The 24,646-nt window shown below is 48.7% G+C and carries 26 protein-coding genes; 8 read left to right on the forward strand and 18 right to left on the reverse strand.

What is annotated here, in order from left to right; genetic code table 11:
- Positions 1–8 precede the first annotated feature (8 nt).
- The 5 genes from PSCS_RS06420 to PSCS_RS06445 all read right to left on the reverse strand — a co-directional run bounded on the left by PSCS_RS06420 (position 9) and on the right by PSCS_RS06445 (position 3,351).
- Positions 9–1,207, reverse strand: a protein-coding gene (locus PSCS_RS06420; RefSeq protein ID WP_106387068.1) for an IS3 family transposase whose coding sequence is annotated in 2 segments (ribosomal slippage) — positions 9–937 and positions 937–1,207 — 1,200 coding nt in all. Because the reading frame shifts where the segments join, the coding sequence is not laid out codon by codon here.
- Between the two features lie 68 nt (positions 1,208–1,275).
- A complete protein-coding gene (locus PSCS_RS06430; protein WP_068811021.1) occupies positions 1,276–1,695 on the reverse strand; it encodes a group I intron-associated PD-(D/E)XK endonuclease in 420 nt (139 codons plus the stop codon).
- A 23-nt stretch (positions 1,696–1,718) separates the two neighbouring features.
- Positions 1,719–2,174 (reverse strand): hypothetical protein, encoded by a 456-nt coding sequence (locus PSCS_RS06435; protein WP_157885644.1) that lies wholly within the window; start codon positions 2,172–2,174, stop codon positions 1,719–1,721.
- Positions 2,175–2,298: 124 nt separating this feature from the next.
- On the reverse strand, positions 2,299–2,826 hold the full coding sequence (locus tag PSCS_RS06440) for a hypothetical protein (RefSeq protein ID WP_068811025.1): 528 nt from the start codon (positions 2,824–2,826) through the stop codon (positions 2,299–2,301).
- 192 nt (positions 2,827–3,018) lie between these two features.
- Positions 3,019–3,351: a GNAT family N-acetyltransferase gene (locus tag PSCS_RS06445; RefSeq protein ID WP_068811027.1), complete on the reverse strand. Its 333-nt coding sequence runs from the start codon at positions 3,349–3,351 to the stop codon at positions 3,019–3,021.
- A 28-nt stretch (positions 3,352–3,379) separates the two neighbouring features.
- Between PSCS_RS06445 and PSCS_RS15840 the strand changes: the two genes are divergently transcribed.
- Together PSCS_RS15840 and PSCS_RS06455 are read left to right on the forward strand one after the other, a co-directional pair.
- Positions 3,380–3,664 carry a type II toxin-antitoxin system TacA family antitoxin gene (locus PSCS_RS15840; RefSeq protein WP_068811029.1) on the forward strand — a complete coding sequence of 95 codons (285 nt, stop codon included), beginning with the start codon at positions 3,380–3,382 and terminating at the stop codon, positions 3,662–3,664.
- Positions 3,661–3,942: a type II toxin-antitoxin system RelE/ParE family toxin gene (locus PSCS_RS06455; protein ID WP_068811031.1), complete on the forward strand. Its 282-nt coding sequence runs from the start codon at positions 3,661–3,663 to the stop codon at positions 3,940–3,942. Before PSCS_RS15840 ends, PSCS_RS06455 begins: the two co-directional genes overlap by 4 nt.
- 50 nt (positions 3,943–3,992) lie before the next feature.
- Here the strand turns inward: PSCS_RS06455 and PSCS_RS06460 are convergent, their stop codons facing one another.
- The 3 genes from PSCS_RS06460 to PSCS_RS06470 form a co-directional block, all read right to left on the reverse strand.
- Positions 3,993–5,105: a Fic family protein gene (locus tag PSCS_RS06460; protein ID WP_068811032.1), complete on the reverse strand. Its 1,113-nt coding sequence runs from the start codon at positions 5,103–5,105 to the stop codon at positions 3,993–3,995.
- Positions 5,106–5,207: 102 nt separating this feature from the next.
- Positions 5,208–5,516 (reverse strand): addiction module antidote protein, encoded by a 309-nt coding sequence (locus PSCS_RS06465; protein ID WP_068811034.1) that lies wholly within the window; start codon positions 5,514–5,516, stop codon positions 5,208–5,210.
- 80 nt (positions 5,517–5,596) lie between these two features.
- Entirely contained in the window at positions 5,597–7,012 is a 1,416-nt protein-coding gene (locus tag PSCS_RS06470) for a serine hydrolase domain-containing protein (protein WP_068811036.1), read from the reverse strand.
- Positions 7,013–7,203: 191 nt separating this feature from the next.
- On the opposite strand from PSCS_RS06470, the gene tnpA reads away from it, so the two are divergent.
- From tnpA to tnpC, 3 genes are all read left to right on the forward strand, one after another.
- Positions 7,204–7,581, forward strand: coding sequence for an IS66-like element accessory protein TnpA (gene tnpA / locus PSCS_RS06475; protein ID WP_068811038.1), 378 nt, complete (start codon positions 7,204–7,206; stop codon positions 7,579–7,581).
- Positions 7,578–7,913 (forward strand): IS66 family insertion sequence element accessory protein TnpB, encoded by a 336-nt coding sequence (tnpB, locus tag PSCS_RS06480; protein WP_068811040.1) that lies wholly within the window; start codon positions 7,578–7,580, stop codon positions 7,911–7,913. The genes tnpA and tnpB overlap by 4 nt, the downstream gene beginning before the upstream one ends.
- An 85-nt stretch (positions 7,914–7,998) precedes the next feature.
- The gene (gene tnpC / locus PSCS_RS06485) at positions 7,999–9,582 is read left to right on the forward strand and encodes an IS66 family transposase (RefSeq protein ID WP_068811062.1); all 1,584 of its coding nucleotides are present in this window, start codon (positions 7,999–8,001) and stop codon (positions 9,580–9,582) included.
- Positions 9,583–9,809: 227 nt separating this feature from the next.
- Here tnpC and PSCS_RS06490 read toward each other — a convergent pair whose 3' ends face one another.
- Positions 9,810–11,999 carry a c-type cytochrome gene (locus PSCS_RS06490; RefSeq protein ID WP_082866410.1) on the reverse strand — a complete coding sequence of 730 codons (2,190 nt, stop codon included), beginning with the start codon at positions 11,997–11,999 and terminating at the stop codon, positions 9,810–9,812.
- A gap of 310 nt (positions 12,000–12,309) precedes the next feature.
- Positions 12,310–13,095 (reverse strand): DUF1259 domain-containing protein, encoded by a 786-nt coding sequence (locus PSCS_RS06495; protein WP_229694614.1) that lies wholly within the window; start codon positions 13,093–13,095, stop codon positions 12,310–12,312.
- Between the two features lie 198 nt (positions 13,096–13,293).
- Here PSCS_RS06495 and PSCS_RS06500 point away from each other — a divergent pair, with 198 nt between their 5' ends.
- Both PSCS_RS06500 and chrA read left to right on the forward strand, forming a co-directional pair.
- On the forward strand, positions 13,294–14,289 hold the full coding sequence (locus tag PSCS_RS06500) for a chromate resistance protein ChrB domain-containing protein (RefSeq protein WP_068811045.1): 996 nt from the start codon (positions 13,294–13,296) through the stop codon (positions 14,287–14,289).
- The gene (chrA, locus tag PSCS_RS06505) at positions 14,286–15,680 is read left to right on the forward strand and encodes a chromate efflux transporter (protein ID WP_068811047.1); all 1,395 of its coding nucleotides are present in this window, start codon (positions 14,286–14,288) and stop codon (positions 15,678–15,680) included. The genes PSCS_RS06500 and chrA overlap by 4 nt, the downstream gene beginning before the upstream one ends.
- A 453-nt stretch (positions 15,681–16,133) precedes the next feature.
- Here chrA and PSCS_RS06510 read toward each other — a convergent pair whose 3' ends face one another.
- The 8 genes from PSCS_RS06510 to PSCS_RS06545 form a co-directional block, all read right to left on the reverse strand.
- Complete coding sequence (locus tag PSCS_RS06510) at positions 16,134–18,074, reverse strand: DEAD/DEAH box helicase (protein WP_068811049.1); 1,941 nt, start codon at positions 18,072–18,074, stop codon at positions 16,134–16,136.
- 87 nt (positions 18,075–18,161) lie between these two features.
- Positions 18,162–19,061 carry an HNH endonuclease gene (locus PSCS_RS06515; RefSeq protein WP_068811051.1) on the reverse strand — a complete coding sequence of 300 codons (900 nt, stop codon included), beginning with the start codon at positions 19,059–19,061 and terminating at the stop codon, positions 18,162–18,164.
- An 88-nt stretch (positions 19,062–19,149) separates the two neighbouring features.
- Complete coding sequence (locus PSCS_RS06520; protein ID WP_157885645.1) at positions 19,150–19,842, reverse strand: toll/interleukin-1 receptor domain-containing protein; 693 nt, start codon at positions 19,840–19,842, stop codon at positions 19,150–19,152.
- A gap of 67 nt (positions 19,843–19,909) precedes the next feature.
- Entirely contained in the window at positions 19,910–20,500 is a 591-nt protein-coding gene (locus PSCS_RS06525; protein ID WP_068811054.1) for a hypothetical protein, read from the reverse strand.
- Positions 20,501–20,580: 80 nt separating this feature from the next.
- The gene (locus PSCS_RS06530; RefSeq protein ID WP_068811056.1) at positions 20,581–21,141 is read right to left on the reverse strand and encodes a hypothetical protein; all 561 of its coding nucleotides are present in this window, start codon (positions 21,139–21,141) and stop codon (positions 20,581–20,583) included.
- An 88-nt stretch (positions 21,142–21,229) separates the two neighbouring features.
- On the reverse strand, positions 21,230–22,114 hold the full coding sequence (locus PSCS_RS06535) for a DUF4231 domain-containing protein (RefSeq protein ID WP_068811058.1): 885 nt from the start codon (positions 22,112–22,114) through the stop codon (positions 21,230–21,232).
- Positions 22,107–22,541 carry a TIR domain-containing protein gene (locus tag PSCS_RS06540; RefSeq protein ID WP_068811059.1) on the reverse strand — a complete coding sequence of 145 codons (435 nt, stop codon included), beginning with the start codon at positions 22,539–22,541 and terminating at the stop codon, positions 22,107–22,109. Before PSCS_RS06540 ends, PSCS_RS06535 begins: the two co-directional genes overlap by 8 nt.
- Before the next feature lie 94 nt (positions 22,542–22,635).
- Positions 22,636–23,022: a hypothetical protein gene (locus tag PSCS_RS06545; RefSeq protein WP_068811060.1), complete on the reverse strand. Its 387-nt coding sequence runs from the start codon at positions 23,020–23,022 to the stop codon at positions 22,636–22,638.
- A 401-nt stretch (positions 23,023–23,423) separates the two neighbouring features.
- On the opposite strand from PSCS_RS06545, the gene PSCS_RS06550 reads away from it, so the two are divergent.
- A complete protein-coding gene (locus tag PSCS_RS06550) occupies positions 23,424–24,614 on the forward strand; it encodes an ISL3 family transposase (RefSeq protein WP_068809987.1) in 1,191 nt (396 codons plus the stop codon).
- Positions 24,615–24,646 lie beyond the last annotated feature (32 nt).

Here is a 24,646-nt window from a genome sequence, read left to right on the forward strand (position 1 = left end):
TGTAGTGGTCAAGTCATTTTGGCCACGGGTTTATAGCTATCCCAGTACCTCTGTTCTTTCTCATTTGGTGTTAATCCACCGTTGAATGAGTGCGGTCTGAGCTGACTGTAATAGCCATGGATATAATCACCAATACGCTGTTTGGCTTCCGTAAAATACCGGTAACCTGTGACCGGTACCCATTCTGTTTTTAAACTCCTGAAAAACCTTTCCATTGGACTATTGTCCCAACAGTTTCCGCGACGGCTCATACTTTGTTTCATCCGGTATCGCCATACTCTTTGCCTGAATTGACGACTGGTATAATGACTGCCCTGATCGCTGTGGAACATGATGTTCTGCGGCCGCCCGCGACTTTCATAAGCCATTGTCAGGGCCTGACACGTTAAATAGCTGTCCGGTGAATAGCTCATAGCCCAGCCAATTGGCTTTCGGGCAAACAAGTCAATAACAACTGCTAAATATGCCCAACGACTCCCCGCCCAAATAAAACTGACATCACCGCACCACACCTGGTTGGGATGCGAAACGGTAAATTCCCTAGCCAGTAGGTTAGGTATGGCAACATGTTCCTGCGCCGCCTTCTTGTATGCATGTTTGGGCAACTGGCAGCTGACTAAACTGAGTTTTTTCATAATACGCCCGGCACGATATCGAGATAAACTGACTGGGTGCGACTCGTCGTTGGTGACTATATCAGCGATAGTTCTGGCACCAGCTGAGCCTTGACTCAACCGGTGGGCAGTTCGCACTAAACTATGCAATTTGACGGTTTCCGGGTTGATACGTTTATCCCGCTTTTGCCAATACTTGAACGTGCTGCGGTGGACATCCAATACCTCGCACAATATTTTTACCGTATAACGGCGCTTATCGCTCTGACTCAGTCTCTCAACTATCGAGAGTGTTTCATGGAGTCCGACATCAACAGAGCTGAAGCCTTTTTTAAAATATCCTTTTCTAATTCAAGCCGTTCAACCCGTTTCTTTAGCTCTCGTATTTCTCTTTGCTCATCACTGATCGGGGTGCACTGAGCAGTGGTGCCTGAGCGCTCTGCGCGAAGTTGCCTTACCCACTTACCAATCGTTGAGTAACCCACTCCCATCGCATCAGCAGCTTCCTGATGACTGTAACCTTGATCGATAACCAACTGTGCTGTTTCGAGCCTGAATTCAGGGCTGAAATTGGGGCCTTTCTTCTTTGTCATTTTGTCACCTAATTTGCTATGGCTGCTATCATAGCAGCTCTGATTAGGTGGCCAAATTCACTATGCCACTACATAGACCTTTCTTTTTTTAAACCACTCGAATCCCCTTTGGTATGTTTGGCTGTCTCAAAGCTGCTAATGTCAGGCAAAGGATCGCCTGGCTGACCACCGAAAAAAAGAAAAGGACCCAATTCTAAAGTATCCTGATTGAAGTATATCCAAACCACACAACCAGATTGCTTTTTAGCTAACGACACATGAATGTTTTGACGGGAAGTTTCAGCTCCAACAAACGCGGTTTTTAATTGCACGTGTCTAAGAAAACCATTTGCTTCAATGATCAGATCATAACCAGAGTTATCAACTTCGGGTTTCGATACTTCCACTGAGTAGTCTTTCTTGATCCACGACAACTTGAGCAGTTCGCCAATAAATAAGTGTTCTATAAGTTTTTCTCGATACGACGAATTTAATGAATGCTCTTCCATGCTATTCCCAACAGTACAATTTTTCAGCGATTATTTGGTTTTCCAACATACCCTCGAACTTCAGGCACTGCTTCCCTAAGCTTGTTGTACAATACACGGTGTAAATTCTTGTTATTTCTGGATTTTTCCAAGGCAACTTCAAGTAAATCCTGATATTCTACGGCGCGCTCTCCAAGAGCAAGTAAAACAGTTTCTATCAGAGATTCATCCTTGTTTTTTTTGGCTAAACTGACGCCTTCAGTGAGCATCTTTTGATAAGCAGGCGAACTCCTGGCAAACCTTCTTCCATGTAGCAAAAACATATCAAGTTGGGTGATATCGGTTGAATCAACTCCTTCAGCCTCTCGCTCAACAATCTTATGAACTTCTTGTTTGTACTCTCGCTTTAGATACTCTCCCCAATCTTTCATTTCGATAAGGTCATCTAAAGTCATCTTTTCCATGTGCTGTTTTATTTCGTGCTCAAGATCACTGTTCATATTCTGATTCAACGCAGCAGCTCGACCACCGCAGGTCGAACAATACACTTCAGCACAGCCACACCGGAACCTGAATTGGGAGAGTTGTGAGATCAGCCTTTGAAAGTTCATAAAGACACCTTTCTTATTTGACTGAGTCATTACCGACGCTATGCTCATATTGCTCCAATATGAACTTTCTAACCGGCTCCCATAGCACAATACAACCACCGTTCTCTTCGAATACTTTGCCATGATTTTTCGGACCAAAGTTTTTCATCTGGTTGTAGTTACCATCGAAGTCCTTGATGTCTTCGCACTTTGCACGGAGTTTATTTTGCGTCAGAAATGGATCTGATTTAGACAGTTCCAAATAGCGCATTAAAATTTTGCTATTAATTTGTTGAGGGTTTCGAAACCACTTGGGAACCCTCTTTTCAACTTTGCTTTTCTCTTCTTGTGGTGAGGTAACGCTAGAACCTGAAGTCGTTGTTTTGGAAACAATGGCTGATGGTGAGTCTTCAGTAAGCTCTTTTTCGAGCTGTGAGAGGAGCACTAAACTCTGAACAAGTTCTGAGTGCGCTGCTTTTTCTGCTCCTTCTTTTGAAATCAAAAATGCTGCTGATTGTATTGCTGCTCTTATATCTGAAATTAAGCCACATGAAGTTGACATATCACCCTCCTTTTTGACTTAATAATACTCAATAAACAAATTAAGTCAAATATATTTACTAATTTTAACTTAATTAACTTATCAAGTGTTGCAGGAAGGGCCATGACGAACGGTTTGAAAACTACATAATTTAGCTATCTAACTGAATTTATTCACTTAAAATAGATATCGTCAAAGTGAAAACAATTCGACTTAGAGATTTCTTTCCATAATGTAATTCTTCAACTCCACCCCATCACGCACCACCACACTCTCTGAAACCACCGCAAACCCCTTCCTCTCAAAGAAAGGCCTGGCAGTAATACTGACATGGGCATACAGGCGTTCGTGTCCTGCTCCGGTGTTTAGCAGGGTATCCATGAGTGCCGTGGCCACACTTTGGGACTGATGACGGGCACTGACGAAGAAGTGATCGATGTAACCGTCGTCCTGCAAATCGGCGTAACCTGCGATTTGACCATCTATACTAGCGATATAGGGTTTGTTTTTGGTCAGTTGTTGCCATTTCCACCTTTGTGCTAACATTTGTACACACAAAATGTATGGTGCAACTATGGATACCCGAATACAGTTTAGAGTTGATGAAGAGACCAAACGATTGGCGCAATTAATGGCTGAGAGCCAGGGACGGACGCTGAGTGATGCGTACAGGGAACTGACTGAAGAACTCGCTGAGCAGCAGCGAAAAGTCATGGCGCATGATCAATGGCTGAGCGAGCAAGTGAATGCGGCATTTGAAAAACTGAATGCTGGTAATAGCGAGTTCATCCCTCATGAAGACGCGAAGACTCAAATGGAAGCTCGAAAAATGAAGATAAGGAATAAAACGGGCAAATGATCGTATGGGAAAAAAGCTCACTGGATGATCGAGAGAGGATATTTGAGTTTCTGTATGCGTTTAATCCCGTTGTCGCAGAGAAAACGGATTTAGTCATCGAAGCCAAGGTTGAAAATTTACTGGAACAGCCTCTAATGGGCCTGGAAAGAGTAGGTATAGCTGGCCGGTTATTGATCATTCCGGAAGTTTCAATGATTGTTTCCTATGTAGTGATAGAAGATATTATTCATGTGTTACGGGTACTCCATCAGAAAGAGCAGTTTCCTGAAGCGCAATGATGCATTTGCTATGAATAAGCAAAAAGGCGATCTGCAAAACAGCAGGATTGCTATCTTTCAATTTGATCCGGTAAGCGGTAACTGGTGCTGCGCCCTCTTCCCGGATTTTGAATGAAAACACCTCTTGCTTTCAATTCCTGAATATCGCGCAGAGCAGTGTCATTTGAACATTTGGCCAGCCTGGCGTATTTGGAGGTGTTCATGAATCCTTCAAAGCCATCTTCAAGCATTCGGTTAATGATCAACCGCTGACGTTCATTCACGGGTCTTTGATTGATACTATCCCAGAGCCTTGCTTTGAATAGCACATTGCCAAGCGTGGTTTCGGCTTTGGCAACAGCCCGGCCGAGACAGTCCAGAAACCATGATAGCCAGTCTGTCAGATCAGGTGTCGCGCGCTGCTGCTTTTCCAATTGATTATAATAGTGCTTACGCTCTGTCTCTATCTGAGCTGACAGGCTGTAGAAACGTTCCCGTGTACCGTCCGCACGTGCCAACGCCATGTCAGCAATGGCTCTGGCAATTCGTCCATTACCATCATCAAATGGGTGAATGGTGACAAACCACAGATGAGCAATGCCTGCTTTGATAACGGGGTCAATATCATCACTATTGTCAAACCAGGCAAGAAACGTCTGCATTTCCTTTTCCAGGCGTTCGGCAGCCGGCGCTTCAAAGTGTACTTTTTCTTTACCCACAGGGCCTGAAACTACCTGCATTGGGCCTGTTTCTATCGTACGCCAATCGGCAACTGTGATTTTTTGCATGCCGCTACGGCCTGTCGGGAATAATGCGGCGTGCCAATCAAAGAGACGTTCTCTCATCAATGGTTGAGAGAATTTCTGGGTAGAGTCCAGCATCATTTCGACGATGCCCTCTACATCCCGGCTTGCGGGAATCATCCCTGCTATATCGATTCCCAGTCTGCGGGCGATTGAGGAACGAACTTCTTCCGGGTTCAGGTTTTCACCTTCTATGGCGGAGGATTTGACCACGTCACTGGTTAGTGTACGCAGGCTGGCTTCACGTTTGAGTTCAAAGCCGAGCCCTTCCATTTTGCCAAGTAACCGCCCCTGACGGTGTCCTATATCGGCTAATTTGGATGTCAGCGCTTTGGCATCCCAGGAGAAATCTGGCCAGTCGGATTGTTCGTGAATCCACATATTAATCACCGCATAATTTAAGGTGATTATAGGTATTATTCACCGCAAGGTCGAGGATGGTGTGTTAAATGCAGGAGTATTTCGCCTGTATTATTTACACATTCACTTCGCTGCAGGTTGTGGAGATGTTTGTACAGTAATCTGCAAACCCAACGCTTTAGCTACTTTTGCCACGGTGGTGAATGTTGGGTTACCTTCAGGTGATAACGCTTTATAAAGCCCTTCTCGGGTTAACCCTATATCTCGTGCGAGTTGGCTCATGTTTCTGGCACGGGCGATCACACTCAATGCATGCACAATGAACGAAGGGTCATCACCCGCTTCCTCGAGGCATGCCTCGAGATATAATTGAATATCTTCTTCTGTTTTAAGATGTTCTGCTGAGTCCCAGCGTGTTGTTTTGATACCCATAGCCGCTAACTCACCGTCTTGTATATCTGGCCTTGTTCCTTCCAATGACAAATTGTCAACTGTAGTTAACAGTATAGATGTTAATTTGGCAAGTCATCCACTCTATGAAACGTATAAGCCCCGTTGTAATCCACACTTAGCACAGCATTGGTTTCTGCATCTCTATCAAACGTTATTTCAAACCCCTCCTCGATTTCAACGAAGGTAGTGTCATCAACAGGTAGAAAAGTATTGGTCATGCCGTCATTGGGGTCGTGGAGAACAAGCTGGTTGTCTTCTGTCTGGGTCATGGTGAGGTAGTAGTCGCCGGCTTCCCGGTATTGGTAGGTGCCGGTGTAGCGGGCAAGCTGCTCATCGGTCAGTGGGATGGGCTGGATGTGTCTGGGTTGCAGGACGTTGATGTTGAAGTGGGCTGAGAAGGCGCGGATGAGTTCGTCGTGGAGTTTGTTGCCTTGTTCGGCGTTGGTCATGACGACGATGCCTGCATTGGCGTTGAAGGCGTTGACCATGATGTTTTTGTAGCCACCGGGGTTGGCACCGCCGTGGAAGAAGTATTGGTCTGTGCCCTCTTCTCTGATACCGACGCCGAGGCCCCAGTTGTTTTGTGGGGTGAGCATGGCGTTGGCGAGGTATTGGGGGATGATGGCGCCGGGTTTGCCTTGATGGGCGTTCTGGATGGCGATGGCGAATTTGGCGATGTCGGTGGGTGTGGTCCAGAGGCCGGCGGCTGCGAGTTCTGGGTAGATAAGCCAGCCGTTGGGGTGTGGTTGTCCTTGTTGGTCGTGGGCAAGACTGGTGTTTTCTGGGTGTTGGTTGAAGGTGCTGTCAGTCATCTGGAGTGGCTGGAAGATGGCTTTCTGGAAGTAGTCCTGAAAGCTGGTGCCGGTGGTGTCTTCTATGAGTTGCTGGAGGATGGTGTAACCGCCACCTGAGTAGGCGAATTGGCTGCCTGGGGTGATCATGACTTCGATGGCTGGGGTGTTGCCGAGGCCGTTGAGGACGCTGACTGTGTCTGGGATGGTGTCGGATTTTGGGTAGCCTTGGAAACCGCTGATGTTGACACCGGCTGTGTGGTTGAGGAGTCGTCTGATGGTGACGGGTTCGTCAAAGGGGTTTTGGACTTGCCAGGATGTGAGGTATTGGTTGATGTCGGTGTCGAGGTCGAGGTTGTGTGTTTGTGTGAGTTTTAGGACGCCGAGTGCGGTAAGGGGTTTGCTGATTGAGGCGGCCTGGAATTTTGTGTTGGTTGTTAGGGGTGTTTGTTGGTTGGCGTCGCTATAGCCGATGGTGTCGGTCCAGGTGATTTGGTTGTTGTTGAAGATGGCGATGCTGACGCCTGGGGTGTTGTATTTTTCCATTCTTTGTTGAATGGGGTATGTGGGAGTTTGGTTGCCGATTATTACGGCTGGGATTAGGTTTTGTTGGATGGATTCTGGGGTTGGGTTAGTGCAGGTTGTTAGTAGGAAAAGAATGCCAAGGGCTACTGCTTTATTCATGGGTTATGTCTTCGGAGTTGAGGGGATTGTTAGGGAAGACATTGGTTGGGGTGGGAAGTTCCGGGGGTTTAGGTCAGGACTTTTATTATGTGTAGTAGTTTCTCAACATTCGTAAGCGTCCGGGCATCACATCTTGAATCGATGTGCTCCTGATTCGATAGTGTCCACCTATTTTTAAGCGGACACCTATCATGAACGAAATAAGCGTAGTCTCTCCCGCCCCGAAGCGCAAACGTTATACCAAGGCCTTTAAACAAAACGTGATTGCCGCCTGCTCGCAACCTGACGCCTCGGTGGCCCGCATCGCGCTGGAGCACGGCCTCAACGCCAACATGCTGCGTAAATGGATACGCCTGGCGCAGAGCAAAAGTGCTCACAAGGCACCTGGCTTTGTCGCCTTACCGATCAACACCAATGCACCGGTGCAACCGGCGCCACCAGTAAGGCGCGCTGCTGATACTGAAGCGATCCGTGTGGAGATCCCGTATCGCCAGCAAAGCATCAACATCAGCTGGCCGGTGTCACAAACTGATCGCTGCCTGGCACTGCTGCGTGAACTGCTGCAGTGATCCGCATCGATCAGATCTGGTTGGCCACCGAGCCGCTGGATATGCGCGCCGGATCGGACACGGCGCTGGCCCGGGTGGTGCAGGTGTTTGGCAGTGCCCGGCCGCATTGCGCGTATCTGTTCGCCAACAAACGCGCCAACCGGATGAAGGTGCTGATCCACGATGGCCTTGGCATCTGGCTATGTGCCCGCAGGCTCAACCGCGGCAAGTTCCACTGGGCTGAGTCCTGGCGCGCACCGCAACTAGCGCTCAGCGATGAGCAGCTCAGTGCGCTGGTTCAAGGTCTGCCCTGGCAGCGAGTCGGTGAAGCCGGTGTCATCAGTATCCTGTAAGTTGTATCGAATCATACCCTTGCGATAAATGCTATCACCCATTAAGCGTATCGAAGTGAGCGCTGGTCAGTGGCATACTGACGGCATGACTCAAGTTGATCTGAACAAACTCGATGCCGATCAGCTGCGCAACCTGGTTGCCCAACTGATGGGCAGTGCGGCTGAGCAGGAGCAGCAGCTTCAAACCTTGCAGCAACGCACTGTGACCGCCGAGCAGCGAAACCGGCACCTGGAAGCGGTCAACGCCAAGCTCTCGCACGAGTTGTTGCTGCTGCGCCGTTTGAAGTTCGGCAAACACAGCGAGAAGCTCAGCCCTCTGCAGCAAAGCCTGTTAGAGGACATCATCGATGCCGATACCAGTGCCATCGAGCAGGAGTGGGCTGATCAGATCAAAGATGAACCCATCAGCAACAAACCCAAAGCACAGCCCAAGCGTGTGGCGTTGCCACCTGAGCTGCCTCGCACAAAGATACGTCACGAGCCGGATAACACCCAGTGCCAGTGCGGTTGCCAGTTAAAGCGCATCGGTGAAGACGTCAGCGAGAAACTGGACTACACCCCGGGCGTGTTCAGTGTTGAGCAGCACATCCGTGGCAAGTGGGTGTGCACCGAGTGTGAAACACTGACCCAGGCGGCGGTGCCGGCGCATGTGATCGACAAAGGCCTGCCCACCACCGGCCTGCTCGCCCATGTATTGGTGGCCAAGTACGCTGATCATCTGCCGCTGTACCGCCAAGAGCAGATCTTTGGCCGGGCCGGCTACACACTGGCCCGTTCCACATTGGCTGACTGGGTCGGCCGCTGCGGCCAGGCCTTACAACCGCTGGCTGATGCACTGCGAGACACCATTCTGAGTCACCCGGTGGTACACGCCGATGAAACGCCAGTGCCGGTGTTGGAACCGGGCAAGAAAAAGACCCACCGCGCGTACATCTGGGCGTACTGCACCACGCCTTATGCCGACACCAAAGCGGTGGTCTATGACTTTGCACCAGGCCGCGCCGGTGAACATGCCCGCCGCTTCCTTGAGGGCTGGCAGGGCAAACTGATCTGCGACGATTACAGCGGTTATAAAGCCAGCTTTGGCCAGGGCATCACCGAGATCGGTTGCATGGCCCATGCCCGTCGCAAGTTCTTTGAACTGCACGAAACGAATAAAAGTACATTGGCAGCCACTGCGCTGGAGCAGATCGGCAGGCTCTATGAGATCGAGCGTCAGGCCAAAGCCCTGGATCCGCAGCAGCGGTACTTACTAAGGCAACAAAAAGGCAAACCCCTGGCCGATGACTTGCACACCTGGCTGATCGCCCATCGGCAAAAGGTGCCCGATGGCACTGCTACAGCCAAAGCTATCGATTACAGTTTAAAACGCTGGAGCGCTCTGACCCGTTATCTGGATTATGGGGCTGTGCCTATCGACAACAATCAGGTTGAGAACCAGATCCGCCCATGGGCGTTGGGTCGCAGCAACTGGCTGTTTGCCGGCTCGCTTCGCAGTGGACGACGCGCCGCTGCAGTCATGAGCCTGATACAATCAGCCAAACTGAACGGGCACGACCCCTACGCCTATCTGAAAGATGTGCTGGCCAGGTTGCCAACGCACAAGGCCAGTGCCATTAGTAAACTACTGCCACACAACTGGCAGCAGGAAGCCGCTATTAAATTTTGATGGCTGGAGTGTTACGAAAACGGACTCCATGATTAAGGCCAAATTGACACACGTCGGTAGCTCGTTGGGTATTGAGCTGCCCAGGGAAGTGCTTGGCAAGCTCAATGTTGGTCGTGGAGGCATCCTTTATCTGGTTGAAGGTCCGCATAGATACACCCTAACCGCTTCCGACCCTGCTTGCTTACCATATCAATTCCCCGGATATAAATACCATTACGAGATTTTCATTAAAGAGTTAAGGCAACAATTCTGGATGAGCTGCCGGGCGTGCTTACGGCCATCACCAGATACTGCTTGCCGTTGTGCATATACGTCATAGGGACACCTGTCACGGTGCCTGGCATTTCTATTTCAGCTACAACAGATCCCGTAGCTTTGTCCAATGCCCAAAGGACCGGGCTCCCGCCTACACCTTCGCCGGCAAACAAGAGTGATTTGGTCAACACCAAGCCTGACCGAGTGGGCTTGCCGGTACGTCCAATGTCGATGCCTTCAAGCAAGGGATGATTTGCGATTTCATCTGGCGTGTCGCCATTTGCAACCTGCCAAACATGTTCACCCGTGACCATATTGATTGCAGTGATACGCCCATAAGGTGGTTTCACCAGGGGGATTCCTTCGATGCTGGGAGGCGTACCACCACCATGGATATACGCCACGCTGGAGGCTGCAGGATCGTTGACCAGTGCCATCACGCTTGTTGCTGTTCTGGATGGAACGTAGATGATGCCCGTATCTGGGTCATAAGCAGCGCCCTCCCAATTCGATCCGCCGGTAGCAGAGGGCAGGAGCAAGGTTCCAAGCGTGCCATCTGGCCCTTTGAAAACAGAGGGCGGCGTGAATGGGGACTCGCTCATTCGATAATCAGAAGCTATCTCCATCGCTTTCGCGTGTATCTCTGGGGTGAAGTCGACAAGGTCGTCTTCTTGAAAGCCCTGACGGTCATAAGGAGCAGGAAGTAGGGGGAATGGCTGTGTTGCGGCAGTCCATTCACCTGGCACATCAGTTTGTGGTACCGGGCGCTCTTCGACTGGGAACAGTGGCTCACCGGTTTTTCGATCGAACATGAACAGGTGCGATTGTTTTAACGTCTGGATTGCCGCACGAGTGCCATCCGGCAAATCGACCAGCAGTGGCGCCGAAGGCGTATCCCAGTCCCAGATGTCGTGATGGGTAGTTTGAAAGTACCACTTCATTTCGCCCGTCTTGTAATCCACTGCGACCGTCGAGCTGGAGAAAAGATTATTGCCAGGCCGGTCACCACCATATCGGTCGCCCGTTGCAGATTCTACTGGCAAGTAGACCAGCCCCAATTCGCTGTCGGCAGACATGGGCGCCCAAACTCCGGCGTTACCGGTAAAATCTGCACCGGAAATCCATGAATCATAGCCAATATCGCCAGGCTCCGGAATGGTTTTGAATGTCCACAAAAGCTCCCCGGTCGAGACATCAAATCCACGGATATCTCCCTTTACGTTCTCGCGGGCAATTGGGCGCATGCCCACAAGATGTGCTGCGCCAGTGATCACAACACCATCAATTGCCAGTGGCATAAAGGACATACCGATATCGATATCGTCACGCCCTGGGCCAAGACGCAGGCCCTGCTGCAAATCCACCCAGCCGTCGGAACCGAACGATTCTATTGGCCGACCCGTCTGAGCGTCCAAAGCAACAAGAAAATACCCAGGTGTAATAGTAAAAATAATTTCCTGGCCATTGTTGTTGTAATACGTCAGACCTTTGCCAGACCCTTTACGCGGAGCATCTTCAAACCGTTGCCCTTCCTGCGGATTCCACGTCCATTTGATCTGCCCGGAACCTGCGTCCAATGCAACCACATTGCGAGTGGCGCCTGCCGTTGAGTAAAGCGTGCCATTAACCATCAGCGGCGTAGTGACACTGACTGTCTCTGGCCGTGGGCCGAAGGGACCGGTGTCGAACGTCCACGCAATCTTCAATGCGTCCACATTGGAAGGGTTGATCTGGTCCAGCGGCGAGTAGCGAATTGAGCGTTCATCGCCATTGTAATGAGTCCACGGCTGGCTGCCTGTTTGAGTCATCTCAGCGACGCCAGGGTTAATCCGAAGTTCGGCAAGAGCATTGGCTGAAATCTGGCCATTGGGGATCTGGATATTGCTCGACTGGAGAATAAATGCGGTCAGATCAAGATACTGGGTATTGGTCAATGAGCCGGGAGTCTCTGCTGGCATGGTCGTTCGGATCTGATTGAACAACTCGTCACCCGTGCGACCTATCCAGCGTGCTCGAAGCCGGCCATCCATCTCGGCGGGAACATGACACCTGGCGCATTCTGACTCGAATATTGTTTGGCCGCGCTCGACATTCCCATCCTGTCCCTGAGCCGAGCTGGCCGCGAAGAGGCTGACAAGCAGCGCTGCTGATAATCTAAACATGCATAATCCTCGTAACGAGTTAGTTTTAAAGTAAGACTTTGCTAGATTGGATCATAGGTATTCATGACACACGGCTCCTAAAACGCCATGCTGATTCTTGCCTGAACATTGCGGTCACGACGCTCCGCGCGGGAGGTCAGATTTCTCTTCATGTCTTTCCGGTATCGGTACCGTATGTCGAAGACTGCATTTCGGCCAAATGCCCATTAATATCGCGCCTCCATAGCTACAGGGCAATGGTAGAAACTCGGGCTGCACTGGGTCATCGGGCTTGCCTCCACATGCAGGCATTTGTCTTCACATGCTTTTGCTACTGTACATCCACCAGGTCGAGGGCCGACTTAAGCCCCCTTGCCAGCGCTTCCGGTGCGCCCACTCCCCAGAAATGCATAAAAAACAGCCGAGGTTCCTCCTCAAGCATGTGATTATGCAGCGCGGTGACCTCGATATCGTTGTCGCGTAAAGCTCGCAGAACTGGATTGACTTCCTCCGCTGTCAGGACAAAATCACCGGTAGTTGCAGCCTCGTCGCCGCCGGCAGACTGGAAATTTATCGCAATCTCAGCACCCATTCCTGCGGGTAGGGCCATGCCATCCTCACTGATAGGCGCTGCACGGGGAATGCTGACTTTATAAACACCGCCGTCGGCACTTCCTTCATGCCCCAGCACCTGCGCGATGATTTCGCTGTTGAAACCCAGGCCTTGCTCAGCGCTGTTTGCTGCAGGATTGTCCATGGGCGTTTCGCTAAGCGCAATGGCATCCCTGAAGGTTCTGGCCAGTTCTATGGGGTCACCATGTGCCTCCACATGCATGTACATCGGGAATGGCTGGGCGCGCAGCAAATGGTTATGGATAGCTGTCACTTCCACACCCCCTTCGGCGAGCCGCTTCATCACCGGGTTTACCTCATCCTCAAGCAGAACAAGATCTCCCATCACCATGACCTTATCATCATCGCTGGGGTGAAAAGCGAGCCATGTGCCCAGGGCAAGTCCCGGCATGACATTAATGCCGTCTAAAACCACCTCGAGATCCGTGCGTGGGAAACCGAAACGGTGGACTTCCTCAGCCTGTCCACTCACAGGCCGAGCCAAGATTTCGCCCACCTCAGGCCAGTCAACCTGTGCGCTTGCAGGATTGATGGCAAGTCCTAAAACTGAAATGAGAGCTGTAGTGCATAGCGTTCGCATTGGATTGCTCCTTACATATGCTTGTGAGATCTTGGAGGATAAACTCATCATTTCGATGATACAAGTGTTGCTTACGGCCATGACTGAAGATACATTCTACATATGAGCGAAAAAATCTCCGAAAATCAGGCGGCCAACCGAGAAAAATGGCTTTTATTGATATTCCAGCTACCTTCGAAACCGGCTTATTTGAGGGTCAAAGTCTGGCGAAGACTGCAGGGCATAGGAGCGATTGCTGTCAAAAACTCCGTCTATGCCCTTCCCGCGAACGAAGAGTCTTTGGAGGACTACGAGTGGTTACTGCGCGAGATCGAGGAAGGAAGCGGTGAAGGCATGATTTGTGAGACACAATTTGTGGATGGTCTGACCGATGCCCAGGTTCGTCAACTTTTTGATCAGGCCAGAGATGCGGACTACGACGCTGTGGCAACAGAGGCTCGCGCGCTTGACGAAGCAATCAAGAACGATAAAGAGCAGGAAACGGAGGATGTGCGCAATCAAATTGTTCGCCTTCGCAAGAAACTAATAGAAATTGAGGCAGTCGACTTCTTTGGGGCAAATGGCCGTGAAGCGGCCGAGGGATTGCTTTCGGCTCTCGAAGATAATCTCAAGAATGCCACGGAGAAAGTAGATAATGAGGTTAAAAAAACCGCGTCTTCAGCCATTCCACAAGGTAGCGTTTGGGTGACACGCAAAGGCGTACATGTAGACCGAATTGCTTCTGCCTGGTTAATACGACGCTTCATCGATCCGGAGATGCAGCTCAAATTCGTGGCGGCCACAGGTTACATCCCTGAGGATGGTGAACTGCGGTTTGATATGTTTGAGGCCGAATTCACTCATGAAGGTGATAACTGCACATTCGAGGTACTTCTGTCGCGAGCCGGCATCGATGTACCTGCCCTGCAGGCAATCGCAGAGATTGTTCATGATATAGACATCAAAGACGGCAAGTTCGCCCGAGAAGAAGTCGCTGGCATAAGAACCTTGATCACCAGCATCTGCCTGTCGACGTCTGATGACGACGAGCGTATTCGACGCGGATCAGTGGTGTTCGCCGACCTGTATCGGTATTTCAAAAGGAAGGGTTTGCAATGACGGACACTCGCGAGCTTAAAGCCGGAGATGGCGCTCCAGGAACCGCCGGGCATAACATACCTTTTTCTGAAGCATTATGGGTTTGGATGCGGGTCGCTGCACTGTCCTTTGGCGGCCCCGCCGGTCAGATCGCCGTGATGCACCGGATTCTGGTGGAGGAGAAGAAATGGATCGGCGAAAACCGTTTCCTGCATGCTCTGAACTACTGCATGCTCCTGCCTGGACCAGAGGCACAGCAGCTCGCGATATACATCGGCTGGTTGCTGCACAAGACGAAAGGAGGGCTCGCTGCCGGTATTCTGTTCGTGCTGCCAGGATTCCTTTCAATTATGGCGCTCAGTTATATCTATGTGCTCTATGGCAACATCAGCGCAGTTGAAGGGTTGTTCTTTGGCCTCAAAGCTGCTGTGCTGGCCATTGTGCTGCACGCCGTTGTGCGAATCGGTTCCCGTGCATTGAAGAATAATGTCATGCTGGGTCTTGCAGCTGCAGCGTTCGTGGCTATCTTCTTTCTTAGCATACCGTTTCCATTTATTATTCTTTCGGCAGCGCTAATAGGTTATTTCGGTGGCCGTGCCGGAATGCCTGCCTTTGTCATTGATGCCAGCCATGGCAAGCAAGGAGAGGGTCTGTCCGATGAGGACTCAGCACTAGGCGCCACCATACCGGCGCACGCTAAACCCACCATAGCCTGGTCCATCCGAATATCACTGATTCTGCTGATCCTGTGGTTTGGACCAATTGTGTTATTAATCCAGACGGTGGGGCTGGACAATGTCTTTACCCAGATAGCCATATTCTTCAGCAAGATGGCGATGATGACCTTTGGGGGCGCGTACGCTGTTCTCGCTTACGTGAGCCAGGCGGCCGTGGAAAACTTTGGATGGCTGACCCCAGAAGAGATGCTTGACGGTCTGGGCATGGCGGAAACAACCCCCGGACCGCTGATTCAGGTGGTCCAGTTTGTCGGTTTTTTGGCGGCTTTCCGGGATCCAGGGGCTATGAACCCCTATACAGTTGCGACACTCGCCGCTGTACTGACTACCTGGGTAACATTTGTGCCCTGTTTCTTATGGATTTTTCTAGGCGCCCCCTTCATTGAAACCTTACGCGGCCATAAGGCACTCTCAGCAGCCCTCGCGGCAATCACGGCGGCAGTGGCGGGTGTCATCCTTAATCTTGCACTCTGGTTCGCGATGCACGTGCTATTCGAAGTGCGTGAAATCCATGCCTATGGGTTGACGGTAGATGTGCCTGTGCTGAGCACGATCGATATACCCTCGTTACTAATGACTATCGCTGCGCTACTGGCGGTATTCTACCTCAAGATTGGGATGATAAAGGTTCTCGGGCTTAACGCTTTGGTTGGGATGGCTTTCTATTCTTTATGACGTCATTGCGGCCTCGGTAGGGGTGGCAGTTATCCGCCACCCTCCGCACAGGTCCGTGCGTGCGAAACTATTGCATTCAGATATGTGTGGAAGAATAGGTAAATGAATGCGCGACGCAACTGAAACTTTGGGCGCGCAGACCCACTACTTGGATGACGGGGCTGTATCTATCGGCAACAACCAAGCGTAATAGCAGATCCTCTGCCTCTCGAAGATTCTTCGCATTAATTGGCACACATAAACAGCTTACAGGTTGCTATAACCGCACTGTTACAATCCGGCGCACCTCAGATCAAGGTGTGATGGCCGGACGCTTACCAACATTCTATTCTTCTAATACTCATAACGCCTGAGTTCAGCGACGTTTGAGGCGACGCGTGTTTTTGCGAAACCAAAAGTGCGTTGTGGGTCTAACGTTCACTGAAACGATTTGTTGGGCGTCATCGCACTGCGCTAAAAATGATGAAACTCGATGTTCTCTGGATGAGAACGCTGCAATTCTTTAGCCACCTTGCCAATGTAAGAATCCGAATCGGAAATGTGAATTACCAATGTGTCGATAGCACGAGTTAGCGGAATCATCAACCACTTCTTTGCATATTCAAGGGCCGCAGATTCCGTCTCAAAGAACATATCAGCCTCTTCGGCTTCACTAAATTCCGCAGTTTCTTTCTTGTACTCGAAGAACTCATCCAAAGCGAAATTTACAACGATCCAACCTTCTAGGCCACGACAGGATTCGTACTGTACAATCCGGTATTGCTGTGCACTGGTAGGGAACTCATCCCGCTCATCAGGATCGGTGCCATCCCAGCATTCCCAACCCCACTCGAGGTAGTGTTTTGCAACAATAGATTGCTTCCCTCCGGAATCGTCCTTGGGTTTGACCCAACTTGGCGGAACGCACAAAAGCATATCGATCGGCTGATTGCCATCAGCTCTCAAGGTTGCAGCAAGACGCTTATGAAAAGTCTGTGATAAAGGGTCGCCTGTAATTACAAGAACCCGCCCTCCGTAAGATTCTGGCAAAGGTTTTAGATTCCAGTCGCCATACTCAATTTCTTCTGCGAAATGGCCGACGGTTTGGCAAAGGCTTGACTTAAGGCGCAAGCTCTTGCGCAAAGGGACAATTTGTGTTTTTTCACTATCGATGCCTAAGCGCCAGTCAATTTTCTCAACCCCCCGTACAAACTGATCTACGCCATCGGCAATAATTACACGATGGGCGCCATAGAGCGCATAAAGCAAGTCCCTCTCGTTCCCGGGCCAGTCTTGTGATTCATCGATTAGAACCAGATCCCAGGTCAGATTCGCACTATTCCGGGCTCGAGCTTCTTCAATATCGCTCCCAAAAAGAGTGTCAGTGTTTATAAATTCAAGGGCAGAATCTTTTAGCCTTTCATATTTATCGAAGAAATTTGGCTCATTCTTCTGCATGAGGTTAAGCGCGACAAGCCACTCATGCACAAAGCTATGAATGGTCTTAATAGCAATGCCGCCCTCACCGAAAGAATTTCTTACACCAAGCAATACAAGCAGCCTATGCAGATCGGTCACAAGAGCTTTGTTGTAAGTTAAAAGAACAACACGCAAACCAAGCTCATCGTAAGCTTGATAAGCTAATCGAATAAGCCTCACAGTTTTTCCAGTCCCACCGCGCCCTCTGAATATCAGAAGCTGCTTCCCAAGCTTTTCTGCATATTGCTGCTGCGATCGGTCAAGAACAGACCTGGTAATCGTCTCAAGTCGCTTGCGGTCAATGTTTGAAGTTTCGATGACCTTCGAGAATACGGCCGTTGTGCTATTTAGATATCTGCGGGATGAAAAGCAGGCTACGTCCTTTTCAGCGCTCCGAGCCGTCAGCATTGCAGTCTTGTCCATCAGGTCGTCCCACGTAATGTCGCAGCCCAGAATATTATTGTTGGATTTTGGCACAACCGAGCAGGGAACGTTCTGGAACCATATGAGATTGGTAATCCAAGGCGAACTCTTGTTCTTGTTGTGTTTCTTGATGTAACTCATTACTGCATACCGCTGCCCCTCGCTTTGTTCCGTCGCATCGTGATCTTCGCCCCGATATTTGACAATGCATCGATTGCCATCAAAACGCACCTGATCTGGTGAATGATCCTTTACCTCGACGGCGGCACAAAACGAGTGGATAGTATGACCGAATCTCTTGGACTTGATGCGCGATTTTGAATAATTGGCGAACACAACTAGCAAGTCAACATCTCGTTTCGCTTGGCCAAAGCATTGTGGGGAAACATAGATTTCCAGAACTAGTTGCGGCTCGTCGTCAAGATAGGGGATGGCATCAAGAGCAAGGTTTGCAAGCTTTTTTGCCGCTTTGTACTCCGATGACTTTTCGTTAATCCCGCGAATGTTGATCATTTCGTTCTTCGCCTCAAGTTCTGTTGAATCTTACAATGACGCCCAACGCTGCGCTCTGCGGAAAATTTGTCCAACAACAGCACCTTGTTAGTGCCTACTTGGCAAAGGCCTAGTTTTGAGTGCAGGCAAGCTCGGCCATTCCGCCTCATTTTCTGGAAGCCTAATCTTTCTACCGTTATAGGCTTCATATTCGGTTTCTTTCATCGATGACGAAACCACCACCTCGTAACTCTGGCTTATACCCAATAACCCTAGGTCGAAAAGCGTGTGTATATCAGCCCTCAAAAGGATTCCGTTTGTTACATGATTAGTCTTCTCACCCATATATGGAACAATGTGAGCAGCCTCAAGAATTGGTGGAAGTGAAGTGCCTGTCACCGCACAAGTACACTCGTACATATTGAGGAGCTTTTTACGGAATTTCGGCTGACCTCTGCGAAGAGCCACAGCCCTTGATATCTTCTCCTTAGATTTTTCCACGTCTTCAGGCGAAAACTCCTCGGCATCTGTTTCTACGTCATCCTCTGATATCGGTATCGTCGTGGCATCAGAGCCAAAAATGACTTCCTTCCATACGCCCTCTGGTAGGTTCGCCTCAATCAAGATACGCTTAGTAGGATTTCCACCTTTACTATTAGGGTCTTCCTTTTTCTCTTGCTGGGCTTTAGATATTTTCCCTCGTAACTCTTTTAGATCTGTGCCTTTGAGAGAAATATCACGATTCCCGTCTACCTCAATTGTTCGTTCATCTGGCTTCCATATGGTCAAAGCCTTAGAAGAAACAATGTGAATACGTATCTTATCTAGCCCTCTATTCCCAAGCCTTACCAACAATGCGTCTAGCGCGGGAAAATAATCAGTATTTCTTTCGTTTGGTTTTCCTCTAGCTCCACCTCTTGACTCCATAACAAGGCCAAATACTCCGCCAATCTCTTGGATCGAAACTGAGGCATTCAAGACTTCATTGTTTTCTGATATTACATTCATGTATTCACGTTTCGAGCACTAACACCGTTTCTTCAGCGGCGCATCGCTAGCTGCGTCCGACGCTGAAGGCGCGCACTGTATGTAATGGTTATGTGTCGTCCGCACTATACGGATTACTCTTAGTTGAGCGGCCTCGTTCTGCAAGTATAACACGTTCGTATAGTTCAGATTTTTGTTGTATTGTAAGATTTTGGGAATCTAGAAAGTACTTTGGTGTGCCGCGCACTCTGTAAGCTTTTGAGGCTAACTCAAATAGCCGCAAGTCGATTACCTGATCTATGGTAGACGTATTGGACCTTTGAGGAACATTGACCGAAAGCTTCTTCTCAAGCTTTCGAAAGAGATCAAGAACAAAGGCGTCGCGCTGTGCCTCGCTGCATTCACCGTAAGCCCTAGGCTGCGCAAACTCGGGATTATCGAATCTGTATATTTGTCGCTTCTCAAGGCCTTTAAGATCGTGAAGCTCAAAATCAATGGCTTGCGCCATTACAGGTACGCAGGCTTTTTCCCCTGAGACAAACTTTGGGAGTTCTTTCTCTGATATGAATGAGGACGCAAGAAATGCTGGGCTAACAAGTAGCATGCCAAAATCGCACTCGTTGATAGCTTCTAAAACTTGACTTTCCCAATACTCACCAAGAACAAGATCATGGTCACTCCATCGCGTGTAGCTATACGCTTTGGACGGTGCTAATACGTCTGAAAGACGATCAAGGAAGTCAGCAACAATTCTCTTGTTTCGATGAGAGTATGAAACAAAATAATTTATACTTTGTGGCACTGAGTTCTCCATTCAGGCGCATAACGCTTGCAGCAGCGCCCCTTGCCTGCACTTGTTAATTTGTACCTCAGCCACCCAGTGCTGAGAGAAGGAACGAGCCAATAGATGCAATGCTACCAGCACTCGGCAAAGCACCCAGTAACGTTTTTACTACAGCCTTACTTGGTGTGCTTGATTCGAACTGACTTTCAATAGCATCAACTACCTCAAGAGCCGGCTGCTGGTCCTGCTGAGGTAAAACACGTTTCACCTCCTGCCGTAACATATAAATATGCTCTGCGACATCAGGATTAATATTGAATGTGTTAACTGAGTTATCAGTGGAATGATTATTAACACGAGCGTTTGACCCGGAAATGTTATAAGTAATACTCTGGACTGCCGCCTTGGCTTCTGGCAGGCCAAGTTTCCGATGGGTCATTTGGTAGTGTGCCTCAATACCACCGAAACCTTCATGAAAGCCAGGGTCGATAACCTCGTAGGCTTCTTCTCCACCATTCGACATTTTCCGCTGGATGAGGTCCCCAGTTTCGATCAAAACATCAGACCGATTGATGAAGATCTTCTTAGACTGAACACTGGCTTTGATGCCATCTACTCGATCACCGTTCTTTTTCAGAAGGGTGATGTTGTCATTTAACATGTCTGAAAAAGTCATGGTGACTCCTTGTGAAAATTATCGCCTTGGTTAATAGGTGCAGCTAGCTGAGTCCTTAATTGAATTAATGGCTATCTGCCTTATGAGCTTTTGTCAAACTTTCTTCTAGCCTCAGCATCAAGAATAATACTCATAATATTTACTTTATTCTTATCCTCGAAGCCTAGGTCTTTTCGCAAGTCTTTTAGAAATTTATCACCGTCACGAATGATTCTATATGGGTCTGTCGGATCGGCGGGTTGTTGTGATTTGGTATCAAATTCTAGGTAGTTGGCAATTAGCTCTTCACTACCCCAGTTCATCAACCCTTTTTTAAATTCCATCATATTGGAAATAAGTTTTGGCGTAACTTTTCCGCCGTTGTCATTCTTATAGCTAGCTATTATGTCGAAGTAAGCATTGTAGAAGTATTGGAAAACTTTTTGCTTCTCCTTAATTCTTAATAGTTCCATTTCCCTTTCTTTTGCTTTGTTGTGAGCAAGGGTAATTGAGTAAACTGAAGTGATAGTTGTAATAAGGGCGCCAACAATTCCAAAGATTAGAATCTTGTAATCTGTTTCCGATACGAAGAAAGTTCCCCACCCAGTAAGCGTTATTAGGAAGGCTATTAGTAGGGACATCCAGATTTTAATCAATTGCACTGTGCCCTCCCGTGCATATAACGCTTTGCTCACTGGTAAATTAAGAGCACAACGTGTAATTTATCCGCGTGCAGTAATTTGTTATGCACTAATCAATCCGACGAGCGGCCCATTGTGTGTGCTCTCTCGAAAACGCGGCTTCGCTACTAACCACAAAGTCAGACAACTCTTGCTCATCATTTACAGATAGAATCTCTCCATCTATGAGCACTATCTCATGAGCCGTCAATGAATACGCTGAGCTAAGTTCATTATGCTTCTTGGCTTGGAGCCAGGTAAGTGCGGCACCCGCCGCGGTTGCTACGACTTCGACCGGAAATACGAATGAAGGGTCCTTTATGCGATACAAAAGCATCAGGATCGCAAACGAGTGTAAAATTACGGAAGACCAGAACCATTGAGCAGCTCTCCTTTTATTGAACTCAGCCTTCTCTGAATAAAAACTGGCTTGATCTTGTATTCTGTACTTTTTGTATACAGCCAACCGATCCTGAACCGGCAACTCCCGACATGCCCTCATTGGATCTGAAATCGGCTCTTTGATTCCTGATCGCGCCTCCAGAGAATGCGACAAGCTTTCGTTATGAGAAAGAATTTGTCTTAAATCATGAATGAAGTTTTTTGATACGTTATCTAGCGTATCCGCATCATGATAAGGATCAGCCCTCATCATCAATCGCCAACTAATGGTTTTCACTGATTCAGCGACGGCTCGGCCGTTGTACCATATATCGTCGGGACGTTTGACTCTTAGAAAAATTAAGATGCCCAAGGTAACCAGAAAAAGAACCGCAGAGGCTAGGGCGCCCAAAGCATCGGATTCTGCTAGAAAAGGAAGGATCGCTGCTACAATCAAGAGTAGCAGGTACCACTTCAGGGAATTAAAATAAACTTTCTGAGCACGTATAGAGCAGCTGTTTGCTGATTGATAGAGACCAGGAAGATCTTCAGAAGTTACCTTCACTTCACACATTGTTGTACAGGTCCCATATCCCTCCTACAACACCTTTTTTATTCCAGCCCACTGTTTTGTTAGCTGCTGCCGCCACTACGCTAGACCTCCTTATAGAAGCCCATGGATTCACGGCTAGGATCGGCTTGTTGTAGTTCTTTGAACCATCAATTTCTTTCTGAATCCATTTGCTGTAGTTTGCATACATTCCCGTCGGAATAACGATTACATGACTCAACCTAATCTGCCCGTACAGGGCATCTCTCAACTCTGAATTATTTTTCGCATCGTGTATTGGATCATTTTTAGGGACAGAGAAGTCTCTGAAGTCGAGTGATGCCTGCCCCGACCTCCAGCTTTTATCAAAAATCCAACCTGATAAAGATTCGTAATGCCCGGAGTAGGACCAAGCGTGACTAATAAATACGTTGATTCTTCTAGTACTCATTTTTCACCTCTCTTTTGCATAACGCCGCAGTTTGGGGCTGACATGGAGCGCCAGCGGAATGGTAGTCCCAGCCGAAGGCGACAACACTGCCTTGTTATGGCTTTAAAATACTTTCTGTGGCTTGTTGGTATAAGATAAATGATATACCAAATGTGATACCTAACGTACCTACCAATTGGTTACCCATAGCCTTACACAAAAACCAAAGTCCCGTAATCAATAGTAATCCACCCAATCCCACCAGGAATACAAGAATATTATCTGTTTTATCAGTACTCTTATTTTTAGAAGAAATTACACGAGATAAGGCACAAGAGAAAACTAGGAAAGGTATGGCTGCTAAAAAAAAGTGGGTGGCATAGTTTTGATGGCCAATATCAATATTGCTTAATGTAGGAACGAACAAAAATAGAGCCAATGAAGCAGCTCCAGCACCTCCTGCTATCCAATCTAAAAATCCGTGAAAGTACTCTTTTCTCATCTTTTAACCATAAAATTTTTGTAGTGCGCATGCGCGCATTCTCTACTCTACTGCACACTAACTCCGCACGTATATTTCTTTAACAATCACTTTAACTCGTTGTTACCTCAATATGCCAGATGTCACAACATAAAATAGATGAACATAGCCGTACCCACGACTATCTGATTAGTACTGCATGCTTGGTTATCTTGGCACTTAGCCAATAGTAGAGCAGGAAAATAGATTGGAGTAATAGTCGAAATAAGTCTGAAGGGTAATACAGTAGAAATAAGCTATAAGAAGAAGGACAAATGACCTGTTTGAAATAATCTTTGGAGGGTGGGCTCTACATCATTAACGGGGGACACCGGCATTACATTAAACTGATTTTGCGACGATCACTTTAATGGAGAACACCGATGTCCCTCGCAGGCACAATTATAGGCATACCTGAGCTTCAGATTGAACGGATAGATCATCAGAAGAACCTCGAAGTGTGGGCCAGTCCCGCACGACGACCACTTTGCAAGCACTGTCAGCACCAGCATTTACACATCAAAGCCACCCATCAGCGCACCGTCAAACACACCCGGCTGGGCAATAAGGTAATGACCTTGCACCTGCGCGTACCCAAGTACCGCTGTCTCAAGTGTCACCGCTATTTTCGCCATCCTTTCCTGGGTATTCGACCCCGCTACCGCGCCTCTGAAGCCTTCCGACTGGAGGTCTTTGAAGCCCATGACGGCGGTATCACCCAGCGCAAACTCTCACTGACACATCGGATCAGCGCTGCCACCATCGAGCGCTGGTATCAGTATCGGGTTCGCATGAGAACTTCAGAGATGAGCGGACGCCCCTGTCCTCAGGTGCTGGGCATTGATGAGCATTTCTTTACCCGTAAAAAGGGCTACGCCACCACTCTCGTCGACCTGAACAACCGTAAGGTCTTTGATGTCAAACTGGGGCGCTCAGAATCGTCTCTACGCCGCTATTTACAAGGGGTTGAAGGCAAAGATCAGGTGCAGATCGTGGTCATGGATCTGTCAGAAACCTATCGCAGTATTGCCCGACGACACTTCCCCAATGCCAAGATTGTTGCCGACCGTTTCCATGTCGTGCGACTGATCAATCAGCACTTTTTGAAACTGTGGCAACAGCACCACCAGGAGGGCAGAAAAAACCGCGGGCTACTCAGTCTGATGCGCCGACATAAGTGGCATCTGAGCGATGAACAGCACGCAAAACTGATGGATTACCTGGCCGAGTTTCCTGTCCTGAAAGAGCTGTACCTGATCAAGCAAAGGCTGATGCGCTTTATCCTGCTCAAAACCCTCAGAGTCAAACGAATGAAGCAAAAACTGCCACAGTATCTGGCGCTGTTGGAACAACTGAAAGACAGTCCGCTGAAGGCATTGGCCAAGACATTAACCTCTTGGATGGAACCGATTGTCGCCATGTGGCGCTTTAGTAAAAGCAACGGTATTACCGAAGGGTTTCACAACAAGATGGAAATGATCTCAAGGAGAGCGTATGGTTTTAGAAACTTTGAAAACTATCGATTACGAGTGCTGGCCCACTGTGGGTGGGATGGCATTGTGAACAGGGTTTAATGAGTGCTATCCCCCGTTAATGGGGTAGAGCC

The sequence above is a fragment of the Pseudohongiella nitratireducens genome (genome assembly GCF_001642735.1).
Classification (GTDB): Bacteria; Pseudomonadota; Gammaproteobacteria; order Pseudomonadales; family Pseudohongiellaceae; genus Pseudohongiella; species Pseudohongiella nitratireducens.

Coding starts and splice junctions, on each gene's coding strand:
- PSCS_RS06430 (WP_068811021.1), bottom strand. CDS start 1,695: ATGGAAGAGCATTCATTAAATTCGTCGTATCGAGAAAAACTTATAGAA.
- PSCS_RS06435 (WP_157885644.1), bottom strand. CDS start 2,174: ATGAACAGTGATCTTGAGCACGAAATAAAACAGCACATGGAAAAGATG.
- PSCS_RS06440 (WP_068811025.1), bottom strand. CDS start 2,826: ATGTCAACTTCATGTGGCTTAATTTCAGATATAAGAGCAGCAATACAA.
- PSCS_RS06445 (WP_068811027.1), bottom strand. CDS start 3,351: ATGTTAGCACAAAGGTGGAAATGGCAACAACTGACCAAAAACAAACCC.
- PSCS_RS15840 (WP_068811029.1), top strand. CDS start 3,380: ATGGATACCCGAATACAGTTTAGAGTTGATGAAGAGACCAAACGATTG.
- PSCS_RS06455 (WP_068811031.1), top strand. CDS start 3,661: ATGATCGTATGGGAAAAAAGCTCACTGGATGATCGAGAGAGGATATTT.
- PSCS_RS06460 (WP_068811032.1), bottom strand. CDS start 5,105: ATGTGGATTCACGAACAATCCGACTGGCCAGATTTCTCCTGGGATGCC.
- PSCS_RS06465 (WP_068811034.1), bottom strand. CDS start 5,516: ATGGGTATCAAAACAACACGCTGGGACTCAGCAGAACATCTTAAAACA.
- PSCS_RS06470 (WP_068811036.1), bottom strand. CDS start 7,012: ATGAATAAAGCAGTAGCCCTTGGCATTCTTTTCCTACTAACAACCTGC.
- tnpA (WP_068811038.1), top strand. CDS start 7,204: ATGAACGAAATAAGCGTAGTCTCTCCCGCCCCGAAGCGCAAACGTTAT.
- tnpC (WP_068811062.1), top strand. CDS start 7,999: ATGACTCAAGTTGATCTGAACAAACTCGATGCCGATCAGCTGCGCAAC.
- PSCS_RS06490 (WP_082866410.1), bottom strand. CDS start 11,999: ATGTTTAGATTATCAGCAGCGCTGCTTGTCAGCCTCTTCGCGGCCAGC.
- PSCS_RS06500 (WP_068811045.1), top strand. CDS start 13,294: ATGAGCGAAAAAATCTCCGAAAATCAGGCGGCCAACCGAGAAAAATGG.
- chrA (WP_068811047.1), top strand. CDS start 14,286: ATGACGGACACTCGCGAGCTTAAAGCCGGAGATGGCGCTCCAGGAACC.
- PSCS_RS06510 (WP_068811049.1), bottom strand. CDS start 18,074: ATGATCAACATTCGCGGGATTAACGAAAAGTCATCGGAGTACAAAGCG.
- PSCS_RS06515 (WP_068811051.1), bottom strand. CDS start 19,061: ATGAATGTAATATCAGAAAACAATGAAGTCTTGAATGCCTCAGTTTCG.
- PSCS_RS06525 (WP_068811054.1), bottom strand. CDS start 20,500: ATGACTTTTTCAGACATGTTAAATGACAACATCACCCTTCTGAAAAAG.
- PSCS_RS06535 (WP_068811058.1), bottom strand. CDS start 22,114: ATGTGTGAAGTGAAGGTAACTTCTGAAGATCTTCCTGGTCTCTATCAA.
- PSCS_RS06540 (WP_068811059.1), bottom strand. CDS start 22,541: ATGAGTACTAGAAGAATCAACGTATTTATTAGTCACGCTTGGTCCTAC.
- PSCS_RS06545 (WP_068811060.1), bottom strand. CDS start 23,022: ATGAGAAAAGAGTACTTTCACGGATTTTTAGATTGGATAGCAGGAGGT.
- PSCS_RS06550 (WP_068809987.1), top strand. CDS start 23,424: ATGTCCCTCGCAGGCACAATTATAGGCATACCTGAGCTTCAGATTGAA.